The organism is Streptomyces antioxidans, assembly GCF_000968685.2.
In the GTDB taxonomy this organism is placed as follows: Bacteria; Actinomycetota; Actinomycetes; order Streptomycetales; family Streptomycetaceae; genus Streptomyces; species Streptomyces antioxidans.
On sequence record NZ_LAKD02000084.1, the window covers coordinates 39,438 to 54,991 of the forward strand.

The window sequence follows — 15,554 nt, forward strand, 5'->3', positions numbered from 1 at the left end:
GAGGCATCCGAGGAGTCCACGAAGCCCGCCGGATCCGCCGATGGCGCCGAACGGGCGGAGGGGGCCGTCTCGGTATGACGGCCTCCAGCCAGGAGCTCCACTTCGCCGACGCCGGGGAGGCGGCCGATCTCGCCGCCTTCCTGGCCCGGCTGATCCACTACGACCGGGCGGCGGCGGTGCGGCTGCAGGCGGGCGGCGGTGTGCTCGCCGTCTTCGGCCGTCCGCCCTCCTTCGAGGTCCTCGCCATCCGTACGGCGCGGCTCGAGGCGATCGTCAGCACCGAGGCGGTGGCGTCGGACGCGTCGGAGACATCGGACGCGCCGGTCGGGGCGGCGGGCGGGCCGGGCGCGCTGGATACGACGGTCTCGGCGGGCGAGTTCGCGGACGCGCTGGACACGGCGCGGGCCGCGCAGACCGCCGACGGGCCCGACGGCCGCGACCGGGGTGACCGGGGCCTGGTGGTCACCGTGCCGCAGGCGGTCACCGGTCCGCCATGGGCCGGGGTGCTGCCGCCGCGCGGCGGCTGGCGCCGGGTGAACGGGCTGCCGGGCGTGCAGGAGGTGCACGGGGCGGTCGCCGCCGCCGTCGCCGAGTTCCGGGCCCGCGACGCGGCGCTCCCCGAGGAGAGCCGCACGCGCGCCGAGCGCGATCGCATCGGCCATGAGATCTGGTCCCGCACCCTCGGCGACACCGGGCTTCCGCTGCGCGCCGTGCATGCCGCGCAGTCGCTGGGCTTCCTGCGAACGGTCCGGGCGGCGGTACCGGCCGTCACCGCCCACGGGAGCGGTGTGGCCACCGCGTCGCCCGAGCCCCTGGCGCTGCTCGCCGCGGGCGGCTGGCTGCGGTTGCGCACGCCGTACGGCTCGATCGCGGTGCGTACACAGGGCCCGTCCGGCGGTCTGTCCGGGCTGTCCGTCACGCCCGCCTGAGCCCGCCGGGTCAGCTCCTCCGGGGCAGACCTCCAGATCAACTCGCCAGGGCAGCCCTCCGGGCCAACCCGCCGGGTCAGCCCTCCGTGTTGATCATGGAGGCGGCGGCGTAGGTGAGGTAGTGCCACAGCTGGCGCTCGAGCTCCGGGGCCAGCTCCAGCTCGTCCACCGCGTCGCGCATATGACGCAGCCAGGCGTCATGGGCTGCGCGGTTCACGGTGAAGGGGGAGTGGCGCATGCGGAGCCGGGGGTGGCCGCGGTTGTCGCTGTAGGTGCGGGGGCCGCCCCAGTACTGCATCAGGAAGAGCGTGAGCCGCTCCTCGGCCGGTCCCAGGTCCTCCTCGGGGTACATCGGCCGGAGCAGCGGGTCCTCCGCGACCCCCTGGTAGAAGCGGTGGACCAGACGCCGGAAGGTCTGCTCGCCACCGACCTGCTCGTAGAAGGTCTGCTCCTGAAGTGTGCCGCGCGGAATCTCTTTCACGCCTCCATGCTCTCAGACACGGGGCGAGTGCCAATGGGCCCGGCTGGACGACCTGGAGGGCCCCTACGGCTGGCCGCTGGGCCCTCCCGGCCGTCTTGAGCCCTTCCGGGGCCTCAGCCCCGGCGCACCGTGATCGTCGTCCAGGCGCCGACGTGGACGCGGTCGCCCTCCCGGAGCGGGACCGGCACGAACGGCTGGATCGGCTCATCGCCGCCGTTGATCGTCGTGCCGTTGGTCGAGTCCTGGTCGACGACCGCCCAGACGCCGTCGGCCTGCTGGACCAGGAGCGCGTGCTGGTGCGAGACGCCCGGATCCTCGGGCGGCCGCCCGAGGTCGATGTCGGGGGCCTCACCGGTGCTGTGGCGGCGCCGGCCGATGGTGATCTGGTGGCCGTTGAGCGGAAGCTGCTGCTCGGGGGAGTAGGCCGGGAGGTTCAGCCCGGCGGCCTCCGGGCCGCTGCGGTTCATCATCGCCATGAAGTACTCACGGTCCGGGGCGACGACGGCTATCCAGTTCCCGGGCGCCTGTACCGGGGCGCCGCCCTGGCCGAACTGGGCGCCGCCGGGGTGCTGCTGCTGCGGAGCGCCGGGGTGCTGCTGCGGCGGCCGATGCCCCGGCCCCTGCTGCTGGGGCGGGGCGTATCCCTCGTTCCCGTACGGCTGGGCCGGGGGCGCCGGGGCCTGGGGGTAGCCGTAGCCGTACTGCGGGGGCTGGGGCGCGCCGTGGCCCGGGCCGCCGTGCGGGGGCCCGCCGGGGTGTGGTGCGCCCCCCTGCGGCGGCGGCAGCGTCCAGTCGCTGTCGCCGCCGAAGCCGGAGGGCTGACCGCCGCCCTGCGTCGGGTGCGAACCGTGCGGCCCCCCGTGCCCGGGCTGCGGCGGCCCCGGCTGCTGCGGCGGCGCGTAACCGCCCTGCGGCGGGCCGTACGGAGACGGGGTGTGGGTCTGGAAGTTGAAGCGGCACTCCTCACAGAACGGGGCCTGCGCCTCACGCGGCGTACGGCACTGCGGACACAGCTCCTGCTGCTGTGCCGGATAGCCATAGCCGCCCGCGCCGCCGGGCGGCGGTGGGCCGCCCGGCCCCGGACTCCCGTAACCACCCGGGGGCACGGGAACACCGGGGCCGTTCGGCATGGGCGGAGGTGGCGGGACGGCGCCGGAGGGCATGGGTGTCCCCGACATCCGGTGCCCACACACCTCGCACCAGTCGTCGGCCGCCGATTGGTGGCCGTTGGGACAGGTCGGCATGTCGGATCCCCCTCTGAGGCGTTCTTGGCGTTTCTGCCGAGAAAGAGCTACGTGAGTGCTGGTTGTGTGCTATTTCTTGACGCGAACTGTCTTGGTGGAGCGCGTTTCGAGTGTCATCTCGTCCGCTTCCGCGACCTTCGCCTTAAGTCGCACAGTACCTGCCGCCACATCGAGCACGTCCACCACCTTCGCGAGCAGTTTCGCCGTGTCTTCGTTCCCCGATGCGGCCGCCAGTTGTACGGCACGTCCCAGCTTCGCGGTCGCTTGTTCGGTATCGCCGGATTTGCGCGCATTCATGCCCTGTTTAATGGCCTGTGCCAGTTCGGCCTGGCCCGTATAGTGCGCCACCTGCGGATTCATCGCGGTGGAGGCGGCCAGATCGCTGGTCCACACCGCGCGCACCAGCCCCCGCGCCAGGGAACTCGGCGGGCTGCCGACCCCGTCGGGCACCGGCCGGACCAGGGAGATCCTGGCCGCGAGCATTTCCTGGCCGACCTCCGCCGCCGGAACCCGCACACAGAGGTGGTAGTCGCGGGACTCATCGCCCCAGGACCCGGTGGGGTAGTCGCCCGCGCGCGGACCGGCCTCCACGCGCCGGGCGGTCAGGTCCTCCACCGTCGGTGCGACCTGTTTCACATACGCCACCTCGGCGCCCTTGGGGGTCCACAGCCGGAGGCTGACGTCGGCGACCTCCTTGCCCATCGCCGTCTCCATCATCCGCGTGAAGTCCGCGGTGAGCCCGGCGGGATCGGCCACGATGTCCGCCGTTCCGAGCAGGGCTGCGGCGATCCCGGTGACCTCCTCGACCTCCCAGTCCGTGCCCACCCCGCGGGCGTCGCAGGTGAAGCGGCCCGCGCAGGCGTCGAGCACGGCCCTCAGCCGCTGTGGCTCCTCGTGCTCGTTCCGCCCGTCGGTGAGCAGGATGCCGTGCCGTATCGCGGCATCGGTGGAGCCGAGCAGCAGGTCGGCTTGGAGCAGCCAGGTGCCGATCGCGGTGCCGCCGCCCGGACTCAGGCTCCGCAGCGCCTCCTTGGCCCGGGCGCGGTTGAGCGGATCGGCGATGGCCAACTGCCCGTCGCCGGGGAAGACCTCGACCGCCTTGTGGGTGCCGGCCACCACGGAGAAGGCCACGCCGTCGCGCACCGTGTCGATCGCCGCGGCGGTCGCGTCCCGTGCGTGGCGCATCTTCGTCGCCGGATAGTCCATCGAGCCGGAGCAGTCCACCATGATCACCACGGCCGCGCGGGGGGAGCAGCCCCGGCCGGACGCGCCGGGAGCGTCCTCGTACCCACCAAGGACGCCCTCGTACGCGGGTATCGGCTCATGGGCGGGGCCGGGTATCGGCGGCCCCGCCGTGGCTCCGCCGCCTGCCGATGAGGTGACGGTGATGATCGCGTTCACCTCGCGCCCTCCCTCGGGGAGGCACGCGTTCTGGTAGACCTCGACCGAGAACCGCGGCGCGTCGGGCGTGGAGAAGTGGGCCATGTCATCCGCTCCTTGGCGACCGTCAGGCGGATCCTGCCCGGCCCGGGGCAGCGGGGAACGGCACGATCGCCACTGTTACGTTGTCGTGGCCCCCGCCGTCCAGGGCGTGGCCGACCAGGACCTGCGCACTGTTCAGCGGGCGGGAGCGGGCGTCCGGCGGCACCGCGCGGGCCATCTGCTCCGCTGATTCCGCGTAGTTCCACAGCCCGTCGGTGCACACCACCACGACGCCCGGCCGGTCCGGCTTGTACGAGGCGGTGTGGGGCTCCAGCTCATAGGCGTCCGCCCCGAGCCAGCCGGTGATGGCGTGGGCGCGCTCGTCCGCGTACGCCTCCGCCTCCGACATCAGCCCCGCGGCCACCATCTGGGCCGCCCAGGAGTCGTCCTCGGTGAGTCGCGCGGGCGGGGTCGTACGGTCGTCGGGGACCCAGTAGGCCCGGCTGTCCCCGATCCAGCCGATGGTGAGGATGTCGCTGGTGACGACGGCGCTGACGATGGTGCACGCCGGTGCGTTCTGATGGCGCTGCCCCTCGTGGCGGGGGGCGGCCGCGCCGGTGTCCAGGGCCAGGGAGTTGACCGCGTCTGCGGCGGCGATGATCGCCTCGTTCATGGCCTGCTGGGGGTGGGCGCCGCGCGGCAGCGAGGCCCCCAGCGCCTGGCTGGCGGCCAGGGCGGCGGCGGCCGAGGCCTCGTCGGGGCGGGTGGCCGAGGAGACCCCGTCGCACACCACGGCGACCACGACCGGCGCGCCGTCGGGCAGCGCGGAGGCGGACACCGAGAACGCGTCCTCATTGCGGTGGTGGCGCAGCCCGCGGTCGCTGGCCGCCGCGACCCCGTCCAACTCGCTTTCCATATGGTCGCGTTCGCGTGCCTGGGCGTGTCCGCAGCGCTCGCAGTATCCGTCCTGGTCGATGGTGCCCTCCTGGCACGCGGCGCACCGGAGGCGGTGCTCGCCGCCGGGCAGCCGGGGGTCCGCCCCGGTGCCGGGGCCGGTCCCGCTGCCGGTGCTGCTCGCCGCGCTGGTGTGCGTACTCGCGTTGGTCTCCGGGTGGCCGCCGGTCCCGCCGGGCGGCTCGGGCGCGCCGAGCGGTGCCTGCGATGCCTGGGGTACTTGGGGTACTTGGGGTACTTGGGGTGCCTCGGGCGCGCCGAATGGCGCCTCGGGTGCGCCGAGCGCCGCCGCGGCCCGGGGATCGGCCACCTGGCCGTACCCGCCGGAGGCCGGGGCGGCCAACTCGTAGTCGTCCGGCTCGTGGCCGTCTGGCTCGTAGCCGTCCGGCTCCGGCCCCGGGTGGGTGGACCACGCCGCCCCGTTCGCCCGCGGTGCCTCCGGCAGGTCGCCGCGCGCCTCCTGCAGGTTGCCGCGCGCGTCCGACCGGTCGGCGATCGCCTCCGCCGACAGTGCGGCCTCCGCCGCCAGCGCGGAGGCCACCGTCAGGTCGGCACCGCACTGATCGCAGTATCTGTCCCCCGCCTGCGGCGGCTCAGTACAGGTCGGGCAGGCTGACAGCTGGGGCGGCTGCGGCATCTGCGACATCGATCACACCCACGTCCTGGGGCGGAAACGGTTGGCCCGCTCCACCAGTTCGATCCTCTCCTCGCCTCGCTGCGCGAGTCTGGCGAGTACACGGTACGAGCGCTCCAAGCCGAAGCGCAGCCCGCGCTCGTCCAGGCTGCTGCCGAGCAGAGTCGGCCGGTTGTGTCCCGGGGGCGCCCCGCTGCTGCCGGACAGTACCCAATCCAGGGCGCTGCCCAGGACCTCCGTACGCAGTCGCTCGCGCCGCACCGCGTCCAGACCGAACTCGCCCAGCCGCTCGACCTGGGCCGCCGAGGCCGTCAGATCGCTCAGCAGGGCGTCGTACGGGGCGCGCTGGCGCAGCCGGGCCCGTACCGCGGCGACCCGCGCCGCGGTGTAGTGGATCGAGGACTCCGGCACCGACTCCAGGGCCCGCACCGCGCCCGGGCGGTCCCCGGCGCACAGCAGGACCCGGGCGAGGCCGAAGGCGGCGCTCACAAAGCTGGGGTCGGCGGCCCAGACCAGCCGGTAGTACTCCGCCGCGTTGTCCAACTGGCCCAGCACCTCGGCGCAGACACCGAGCGCCAGCTTCGGCGCGGGCTCGCCGGGGAACGCGTCGTAGACGGCGTCGAAGGAGAGCGCGGCCGTCTCGCGGTCGCCGGTGGTCAGCGCGTGCAGCCCCCGGTACCAGACGATCCGCCAGTCATCGCTGTAGGCGGCCTCCAGACCGGTGAGCGCGACGCCCGCGTCATGCTCCTGGCCCAGCTCAAGCTGGGCGCGCACCCGGCGCAGCCGCAGCTCGACCGAGTCCACGGGCGCGGTGCGCAGCGCGGCGCTCATCTCGGCGGGGTCGGCGGCCAGCAGACCGGCCAGGAACCCGGCGTTGGGGTCGTCGGGGTCCACCAGCGGCACCGGGAGCGCCAGCGCGGTGGCCCGTCCGTCCAGCGTGGCGATGGCGGGCAGCGGCAGGGCCAGCGGGCCCGGCGGGCGCTGCGCGGGGATCACGGGCGCGGTGCCGCCGCCGCGGATGGACCGGGCGCCCAGCAGGGACGGATCCTTTCCGTCGTCGGTGAACAACTCGGTGTCCACGATGCGTGGTTCCGGCCCGAAGAGCGTGGACAGGGCGGGCCGGGGCCGCCCGGTCTGCAGCGCCACGACCTCCCGCAGCACCCCGGTCAGCTGGTCGGCCATCTCCCGCGCGGAGGCGAAGCGGCGTCCCGGGTCGGGGTCGGTGGCCCGCACCAGCAGCCGGTAGAAGGATTCGTACGCCCGGAAGACCTCGATGTGCTCGGGGTCCGGCAGGCTGTCCACATAGACGTTTGTATAGCCCTGGAAGTCGAAGGTGAGCACGGCCAGGGTGCGCGCCACCGTGTAGAGGTCGGAGGAGATCGACGGGCCGGACTCGGAGATCTCGGGGGCCTGGTAGCCGACCGTGCCGTAGATGGGGCTGTCGTGGTCGTCCATCCGCCGGACCGCGCCCATGTCGATCAGTTTCAGCTGGTCCTGCTGCTGAATGGCGTTGTCGACCTTGAAGTCGCAGTAGAGCAGATTGCGGCTGTGCAGATGGCCAAGGGCCTCCAGGGCCTCGATGCCGTAGGCGCACGCCTGCTCCACCGGCAGCGGATCGCGGCGGCCCTCGGGGGTGCGGCGGGCGTTGGCGATGTCCTTGAGGGACTTGCCGCCCACGTACTCCATGACGATGTAGCCGTCGAGACTGCCGGTGCGCTGGTCGAGGTGTTCGACGAAGTTGTAGATCCGGACGATGTTGGAGTGCTCGATCTCGGCGAGGAAGCGGCGCTCGGAGACGGCGGCCGCCAGGGCCTCCTCATCGCCCGTGTCCAGCAGGCCCTTGAGGACCACCCAGCGGTCGGACACCGCGCGGTCGATGGCCAGATAGATCCAGCCGAGCCCGCCGTGCGCCAGACAGCCCGCGACCTCGTACTGGCCGTGGACGATGTCACCGGGGGTCAACTTCGGTACGAACGAGTACGGATGGCCGCATTTGGTGCAGAAACCCTCCGTACGGCCCGGCCGTTCACCGCGGGCGCGGCCCACCGGGGCGCCGCAGTCCCCGCGGCTGCAGAACCGCTTGCGCTCGGGGACCTCGGGGTCGGCCAGCACCGCCGTACGGGGGTCGGGGCGCGGTACGTCCGGGACGCTGACCAGACCGGCACCCAGGGCGTTCCGCGCCGAGGAGGCCGAGGTGGCGGAGCGGGAGCTGCGCACCGAGACCGAACGGGAGGAGGCCCGCCCGGACAGGGAGCGGGACAGCCGCCCGGACACCGAGCGCCGGGACGTGGAGGAGCGTGCCGAACGCGACCGGCCCGAGGTGCCGGACGAGGAGTCCCGCCCGGTCCCCGAGGAGCCTCCGCTCCGCGCCGAGGACCCTCCGCTCCGTGCTGAGGACCCCCCGCTCCGCGCCGAGGAGTTGCCGCCCGGCCCGGGCTGGCCGGTGATCCCGGTGGGCGGTGAGGCCACCATCCCCTCCGGTGAGACGACCGGGGCCATACCGCAGACATCGCAGTACAGCTCGCCTCCGCCGACGTCCTCGTAGGACCCGCCGCAGTCACGCCGCTGGCAGGCGACGACCGCCGCATTCATTCCGTGCCTCCCTCGATGCCTTGCCCGGCCGGGCCCGTCTGGCGTGGCACCAGGGCCTCGGCCGCCGCCTGCTGATAGCGCAGTACGGCCTGTTCGGCCGCCCGCAGATCGCATGGGGCGCTCCACAGCATCCGGCGGGCCACGTCATACCGCTCCACCAGGAACGGATCCCGCGCCATGCCATGGCGGGCGACCTTCGCCCGGTACGCGTCGAGACGGCCGCGCAGCTCGGCGCGGACCGCGAGCGGTGCGGTGACCGCGGTCAACGACTCGCGGGCCCGCAGCAGCTCGTCGTCGGCGCGCTGCTCCAGGCTCTCCAGCAGCGGCGAGAGCCGGTGCCACTGCGAGCGCCTGCGGTAGTCGGCGGCGGCGACCAGCTGCTCGTGCAGCGCGGTCGGCGGGCCGCTGACGGCCGGAACCTCCGACGCCGCGATCTTCGCGAGCACTTCACCGCGCGCCTGGCGCGCCTCGGCCAGGGTGCGGTCGGCGCGGGAGAGTACATCCCGCAGCCGCATCAGCCGCCGCTCGGCGTCCTGCCGCACATCCAGGACCGCCTCGATCTCCCGGCGCACATCCTCCAGGGCGCGGGCGGAGCGGTCATAGCGCTCGGTGTCGGGACTGCCGCCGCCGGGCGCGGAGCTGCCGCTGGCCGGTTTCCAGAAGGCCAACGGGTCGGAGACCACTTCGGCGCGCAGCGCGGTGAGCTCGGCGGTGATCTGCTCCAGATCGTCCCCCGAGGGGTGCTCACCGGGGCGGACCCCCACCGAGTGGGCGAGCGACCGGGTGCGGTGCAGCTCGGCGGAGAGCATGTCGATCCGGGCGGGCAGCGCGGACCACACGGCGTCGGCGCTGACGATGACGTCGATGGCCTCCGCGTACCAGCGGTTCATCCGGTCGACCAGCCGGTCCAGGCCCAACTCCTCGCTGAGCAGGGGCGAACCGCCGAGGGTGGCGCTGCTGGGCAGGGTGATCGCGGTGCCGCACAGCAACTCGGTGAGCTCGGCCAACTCGTCCTGGGTCGGCCAGCGGTGGCGCGAGCGCACCTCACGGGCCCGGGTGAGGGCCTCGGTGTACGCGTCGAAGTAGCTCCACAGCAGAGAGATGGCCTGCTCGGTGGTGGACCAGCGGCTCTTGGTGACGCCCGTGAGCTCGGCGCCCTCGAGGAGCCTTCTGCCCGCGTGGTCCTGGAGGGCGAGCAGCGAGGACTCGATCGCCTCGTGTTCGGCGGCGAGCTTCGCCAGTGCGCGGTCCACCTCCTCCCGGCCCATGACCGGGCCGTCGGGTGCCCCCGCGAAACTGGGGAAGGGTCCCGGGACCCCCATCGATCACCTCTCCATGTCCGTAACCGTTGTGTGATCCGTCTGCTGCGTCATCCCTACGCGTGTGAGGCGGGCGCTAATCCTTGCCGGTCCGTGATCCTTGCTCTTACCCGATGTGTCCGGGTCCGTCAGGCTCATGCTCGCGGGGTCTCAGCCGCGCTGGTTCCCGTCCGCGCTAGTCCTTGTATTCGGGGGCGGGCGGCGCCGGGTTCTCCTGCGCCGTGCTGAAGTCCTTGGCGAGCCACTTCTGGTAGGCCTTCATCCAAGGGCTGCCCGCCCCGCCCTGGCGGTAGTTCTCCAGAACCTTGTTGACCCGGCGTACCAGGTCGTCGTCGTCCTTGTTCATCGCCACGCCGTACAACTCATCGGTGAATCGTGAGCCGACCAGTTTGACGGAGGGGTCCTGGGCCGCCTGGCCGGCCGCCAGCGCATTGTCGGTGATCACCGCGTCCACCTGGCCGAGCTGCAGTCTGACCAGGCAGTCCAGCTGGTTGGGGACGGGCTTCACCCTGATCGCGCCCAGATGCTCGGCCCCGGTGTCCGGCTTGTCCAGCTCGGCCTCGGCGGTGGAACCCTGCGCGGTGCAGACCTTCTTGCCGCGCAGGGTCTTGTTGTAGCCGGTGATGGACGTGCCGTCGGGGGCCAGCACCTGCTGCCCGGCCTGGAAGTACGCGGTGGAGAACGCCACGTCCTTGATCCGGTCGCAGTTGATGGTCATGGTGCGCACCACGACGTCGACCTTGCCCTGCTGCAGGGCCTTGATGCGCTGACTGGTGGGTATGGTGCGGAAGATGACCGCGTCCGGATCGCCGAAGATGTCGTCGGCGATGGCGTGCACCAGGTCGATGTCGAAGCCGGTGAGGTCGCCGGTGGCCGGATCGCGGTATCCCCAGCGGTAGCTGTTCTGGTCGACGCCCGCGATCAGCTTGTTGAGCTTGTGCCCATTGACCTTACGGTTCTTGATCCGCTTGATGGCCGGGCCGCTGGCACTGGACGGGCGCAGGCTGGCCTCGGGATCGCGGCAGCTGTCCGCCGACGCGGCCTCGGCGCCGGCCCGCACCGTACGCGGCTGCCGCGCACCGCTCTCACCGCCGCCCCCGCCGTCGTCCATCATCGCCGGGACCGCGATGGCCGTGGCCACGCCCAGGGCGCACACCGTCACCGCGGCGGCCGATCGCAGCGATCGCATGCTTCCGCCCCCCATCGTCCTCATCGGTACTCCGACAGTCTGCGGCCTATGCCCAGCACCGCGCCCGCGGCTCCCAGCACGGTCAGCACCCCGGCGCCCAGCGCCATGGCGGTGAACGCGCCGCGTCCGTCGTCGGCGGCCTGCTGGAACTCCCGCTGCTCATGGTCGAGGGCCTTGGCCAGCTGGCCGTCCACCGCGTCGAAGGACTCGCCGGTGCTGTCCTCGGCGCCGATGACCTTCGTCAGCGCCGCCTTGTAGTCGCCCCCGTCGTCGGCGGCGCGGGCGGCCTTGTGCCGCACCTGCCACTCGTGGATCCGGTCGCCGGCCTTCTCCACCGGCTCGCGGCCCTCGTCGTCGTCGGCGAGGGCGCTCGCCCTGTCCAGCAGGCTGCCGTCCGAGGGGCGGTCGCCGGACGCCTCGCCCACGAGCGCGGACATCCGCGAGCCATAGCTGACCTCGTAGGCGTCCTTGCCCTTGTTGGCCCCGTCCTTGTCCACGACGACCGCGCCGCGCGCCACCAGGGTCAGGTTCTCGTCGGCCCGGGCTCGCAGGGAGTCGATCCGCGCCTCGTTGAGCACCTGGAGGGACTTCGCCCCGTGGTCGTTGGAGTCGCTGAGCCGGGTGCTGGCGACCGCGTGGCCGACCACCAGCCACAGCATCACCACCGTGGAGGCGGCCGTGGCGGTGAGCAGACCGCGGTTGACCACCCGGTTGGTCCGCTGGAACTCACGGCGCTGCGCCCAGCCCAGCGCGCCCAGGGCGACCAGCCCGGTGGCGATCGCCACCCATGGCCATGCCTCGGCGTCCTCGTAGTCCTCCCCGAGCCGGGCGGTCTCCGCCTGGTAGAGCCTGCCCGCGGCGGGCAGCAGCTGGTCGCGCATGGTGTCGTTGGCATAGCGCAGATACGCGCCGCCCAGCGGCAGCCCCTGGCGGTTGTTGGCGCGCGCGGAGTCGATCAGACCGGTGTAGACCGGCAGCAGCTGATTGATCTTCTGTATCTCATGGCGGGCGGAGGACGAGCCCTCCGTATTGGCCGCGGCCCGCACCAGCAGCTTGGACGCGGTGTCGATGTCCTGGACGAACCGCTGCCGGACCTGGGGAGGCTCCTGGCCGCCCGCCAGGAAGCCTCCGGTGGCGGTGGTGTCCGCGTCGGCCAGAGAGCGGTAGATCTGCGCCGCGTCGGCGCTCAGCGGCTGGCTGCGCTCGGCCACGGCGTCCGCCGCGGTCTGCCGGTCGGAGACCTGCCAGGCCGTGACCGCGCCGAACGCGATCACCAGCGCGGCCAGCACCGCCCCGATGACGCGCAGCCGTCCGGGCTCGGTCGTCGCCGCCGCCCGCGCCCGGTCGAGCCCCTCGGCCCAGGCGGTACGCGGCGGGGCCGCGGGCGCGGGCGGCGGCGCGGCTCTGCCGGTGGTCGGCGGGTATGACACAAGACCTCCCCCTTCAGCCCGGATTCCTGGTTGGTGTCGCGGTCGGTGTCGCAGCAGTATGGACCGCGGCGCCAGGAGAGGTCACCGGTCGGGCCTGGATCTTGTTCGTATCGCGATCTTTCCTCCCCTTTTCATTACGCTCCGGAAGGACTTTCGGTTCCACTTTCCGCGTCATCGGCCGGGGCGCAGTGACTTTCCGTGTCGTCGGCCGGGGCGTAGTGCGCGCGCAGCCGGGCGTACGCGGACTCCGGCGCGCCGGTGCGGTCCAGGCCCAGCAGCGCGGCGCCGAGCACCGGCGGTGCGGTGACCACCCGCGGCTCGGCCTTCGGCGCGCGCTCCGCGAGCAGTTCGCGGATCCGGTCGTCCAGCAGCGGATGGCGGGCCGCGAGCACCCCGCCGCCCAGCACCACCGGGGTCTCCTCGCCCAGCAGGTCGAGCCGGCCGAGGGCGACCGCGGCCATGGTCACCACCTCCTCAGCCTGGCGGTCGACGATCGCCCGCGCGATCTCGTCGCCCGCCTCGGCCACCGCGAAGAGCACCGGCGTCAGCTCATGCCGCCGCCCCGGCTCCAGACGGCCCAGATGCAGCGCCTCGATCAGCTCGTACATGGTGGTGAGGCCGAAGTGCGCGGGCAGGGCGCGGGCCAGCCCGGTCGGCTCGCCGCGGCCGTCCTCCGCGCGCGCCGCCCACCACAGCGCCTCCTCCGACAGATAGCCCCCGCCGCCCCAGTCGCCGGAGATCCGGCCGATCGCGGGGAAGCGGGCCACCCGGCCGCCGTGCCCGATCCCGGCGCAGTTGATGCCCGCGCCGCAGACCACGGAGACGCCGGTCGGCTCGCCGTCGTCCCCGACCCCGGCCCGCAGCAGGGCGAAGGTGTCATTGGCGACCGTGACGGTGGCGCCCCAGCCGCGCCCGGCCAGGACCCCCGTCAACTCCTCCTCCTCGCTGGGCAGATCGACGTTGGCCAGACAGGCCGAGACATGCCCCGCGCCCGCAGGGCCGGACCGGCCCGCCTGCCGCGCCACCTCCTCCACCAGGGGCGCGAGGGAGCCGACGGCACGCTCGGCGCCCACGACGGGCGGCCGGAAGCCGCCGCCGCGGGCCGCGCCGAGCACGGAGCCGTCCTGGCCGATCAGCGCCACATCCGTCTTGGTGTTACCCGCGTCGATCGCCAGGACCGACCCGTCCGGCGGGGACGCCGAGGACGAGGCGGAAGAAGAGGAAGGAGAAGGGGTCGATACGGACTGGGTCAGGCCCACGCCAGATGCTCCCGGTTGTGCGCGATGAGGTCGTCGGTCAGCTTCTCGGCGTATTCGATCTGGCCGATGAGGGGGTGGGACAGCAGCGCCTGGAAGACCCGCTCCCGGCCGCCCTTCAACGCCGCCTCCAGCGCCAGGTGTTCGTACGCGGTGACATTCGCGACCAGACCGGTGAACAGGGGCTCGAGGGGGCGCACCGGCAGTGGCTTCGCGCCCTGTGCGTTGACGGCCGCCGGGACCTCGATCACCGCGTCGTCCGGCAGGAAGGGCAGCGTGCCCCCGTTGAACGTATTGACGATCCGCACCTCACCGGAGTCACCCAGCAGGGACGAGGTCAGATCGACCGCCGCCTCCGAGTAGAACGCCCCGCCGCGCTTGCCGAGCAGTTCGGGCTTCTCGTCCAGCGCCGGATCGCCGTACATCTCCAGCAGCTCCCTCTCGATCGCCGCGACCTCCGCCGCCCGGGACGGCTTGCTGCGCAGCTCCCGCACCACCGCGTCGTGCTGGTAGTAGTAGCGCAGGTAGTAGGAGGGGACGACGCCGAGCCGGTTCACCAGCGTGCGCGGCATCCGCAGGTCCTCGGCGATCGCCTCGCCGTGCTCCGCGAGCAGTTTGGGCAGCACGTCCTCGCCGTCGGTGCCGCCGACGCGCACCGCGCGCTCCCAGGTGAGGTGGTTGAGGCCGATGTGCTCCAGCGTCACCTGGCCGGGTTCCACGCCCAGCAGCCTGGCGAACTTCCGCTGGAAGCCGATGGCCACATTGCACAGCCCGACCGCCCGGTGCCCGGCCGTGAGCAGCGCCCGGGTCACGATCCCGACCGGATTGGTGAAGTCCACGATCCAGGCGTCGGGATTGCGGCGGCGCACCCGCTCGGCGATGTCCAGCACCACCGGGACGGTGCGCAGCGCCTTGGCCAGCCCGCCCGCCCCGGTGGTCTCCTGGCCGACACAGCCGCACTCCAGCGGCCAGGTCTCGTCCTGGTTCCGCGCGGCCTGGCCGCCGACGCGCAGCTGCAGCAGGACCGCGTCCGCGCCGTCCACGCCCGCGTCCAGGTCGTCGGTCCAGGAGATGGTGCCCGGGTGGCCCTGCTTGGCGAAGATCCTGCGCGCCAGCCCGCCGACCAGCTCAAGCCGCTCGGCGGCCGGGTCGACCAGGACCAGCTCCTCCAGCGGGAGGACGTCCCGCAAGCGGGCGAATCCGTCGATGAGTTCGGGGGTGTAGGTGGACCCACCCCCCACGACTGCGAGCTTCAACCCTTGACTCCTGTCAGTGTGACGCCTTCGACGAAGGCTTTCTGAGCGAAGAAGAAGACGATGATGACGGGGGCCATGACGAGCAGGGTCGCGGCCATCGTCAGATTCCAGTTGACGTTGTGCGCGCTCTTGAAGCTCTCCAGGCCGTAACTGAGCGTCCAGGCGCCCGGATTCTGCGCGGCGTAGATCTGCGGGCCGAAGTAGTCGTTCCAGCAGTAGAAGAACTGGAACAGCGCCACGGCCGCGATCCCCGGCTTGGCCATCGGGACCACGATGCGCAGCAGCGTGCCCAGTTCTCCGCTGCCGTCCACCTTCGCCGACTCCAGGTACTCCCGGGGAATCGTCAGCAGGAACTGGCGCAGCAGGAAGATGGAGTACGCGTCGCCGAACGCCATCGGGATGATCAGCGGCCACAGCGAACCCGACAGATGGAGCTGCTGGGCCCAGACCAGATACATCGGTATCACGATCACCTGCGGCGGCAGCATCATCGTGGAGATGACCAGGATCATGGCGGTGCGGCGGCCGCGGAAGCGGAATTTGGCGAGGGCGTAGGCCACCGGAATGGAGGAACAGACGGTGAAGAGGGTGCCGAGTCCGGCGTACATCAGCGAATTGCGCCACCAGTCCAGGAAGCCCGGGGTGTTGAAGACGTCGGCGTAATTCGACCAGTTCCATTCGGTGGGCCACAGCTCGCCGCTCAGCGCCTGGTCGTCGCTCATCACCGAGGTCAGGAAGACAAAGACGAAGGGCAGGACGAAGAAGAGCGCGGCGGCGATGGCGACCGTGTGCACGGCGATCCAGTGCAGCGCGGCGCGGCGGCGGGCGGCGGGGGCGGGGGAGCGGCC

General features: G+C 72.6%; 12 protein-coding genes. 1 reads left to right on the plus strand and 11 read right to left on the minus strand.

Going from position 1 to position 15,554, the window contains the following annotated elements:
* Positions 1 to 74: 74 nt before the first annotated feature.
* Positions 75 to 929 (plus strand): DUF8185 domain-containing protein, encoded by an 855-nt coding sequence (locus tag VT50_RS27630; protein WP_046088894.1) that lies wholly within the window; start codon positions 75 to 77, stop codon positions 927 to 929.
* A gap of 76 nt (positions 930 to 1,005) precedes the next feature.
* Here VT50_RS27630 and VT50_RS27635 read toward each other — a convergent pair whose 3' ends face one another.
* From VT50_RS27635 to VT50_RS27685, 11 genes are all read right to left on the minus strand, one after another.
* Positions 1,006 to 1,410 carry a globin gene (locus VT50_RS27635; protein ID WP_046088895.1) on the minus strand — a complete coding sequence of 135 codons (405 nt, stop codon included), beginning with the start codon at positions 1,408 to 1,410 and terminating at the stop codon, positions 1,006 to 1,008.
* Between the two features lie 113 nt (positions 1,411 to 1,523).
* Positions 1,524 to 2,654 (minus strand): FHA domain-containing protein, encoded by a 1,131-nt coding sequence (locus VT50_RS27640; RefSeq protein ID WP_046088896.1) that lies wholly within the window; start codon positions 2,652 to 2,654, stop codon positions 1,524 to 1,526.
* 69 nt (positions 2,655 to 2,723) lie between these two features.
* Positions 2,724 to 4,139: a vWA domain-containing protein gene (locus tag VT50_RS27645; protein ID WP_046088897.1), complete on the minus strand. Its 1,416-nt coding sequence runs from the start codon at positions 4,137 to 4,139 to the stop codon at positions 2,724 to 2,726.
* A 22-nt stretch (positions 4,140 to 4,161) separates the two neighbouring features.
* Entirely contained in the window at positions 4,162 to 5,676 is a 1,515-nt protein-coding gene (locus VT50_RS27650) for a PP2C family protein-serine/threonine phosphatase (protein ID WP_046088898.1), read from the minus strand.
* Positions 5,677 to 5,679: 3 nt separating this feature from the next.
* The gene (locus VT50_RS27655; protein WP_075200480.1) at positions 5,680 to 8,256 is read right to left on the minus strand and encodes a serine/threonine-protein kinase; all 2,577 of its coding nucleotides are present in this window, start codon (positions 8,254 to 8,256) and stop codon (positions 5,680 to 5,682) included.
* Positions 8,253 to 9,578, minus strand: coding sequence for a coiled-coil domain-containing protein (locus VT50_RS27660; protein WP_046088899.1), 1,326 nt, complete (start codon positions 9,576 to 9,578; stop codon positions 8,253 to 8,255). Before VT50_RS27660 ends, VT50_RS27655 begins: the two co-directional genes overlap by 4 nt.
* A 172-nt stretch (positions 9,579 to 9,750) precedes the next feature.
* Entirely contained in the window at positions 9,751 to 10,764 is a 1,014-nt protein-coding gene (locus tag VT50_RS27665; protein WP_240529334.1) for a glutamate ABC transporter substrate-binding protein, read from the minus strand.
* Between the two features lie 20 nt (positions 10,765 to 10,784).
* Positions 10,785 to 12,194: a hypothetical protein gene (locus tag VT50_RS27670; RefSeq protein WP_046088901.1), complete on the minus strand. Its 1,410-nt coding sequence runs from the start codon at positions 12,192 to 12,194 to the stop codon at positions 10,785 to 10,787.
* A 134-nt stretch (positions 12,195 to 12,328) separates the two neighbouring features.
* Positions 12,329 to 13,369, minus strand: coding sequence for an N-acetylglucosamine kinase (locus VT50_RS27675; protein ID WP_046088943.1), 1,041 nt, complete (start codon positions 13,367 to 13,369; stop codon positions 12,329 to 12,331).
* A gap of 74 nt (positions 13,370 to 13,443) precedes the next feature.
* The gene (locus VT50_RS27680; protein WP_046088902.1) at positions 13,444 to 14,706 is read right to left on the minus strand and encodes a 6-phospho-beta-glucosidase; all 1,263 of its coding nucleotides are present in this window, start codon (positions 14,704 to 14,706) and stop codon (positions 13,444 to 13,446) included.
* On the minus strand, positions 14,703 to 15,554 hold an 852-nt coding region (locus tag VT50_RS27685), incomplete at its 5' end, for a carbohydrate ABC transporter permease (protein WP_079343901.1). The genes VT50_RS27685 and VT50_RS27680, both read right to left, overlap by 4 nt.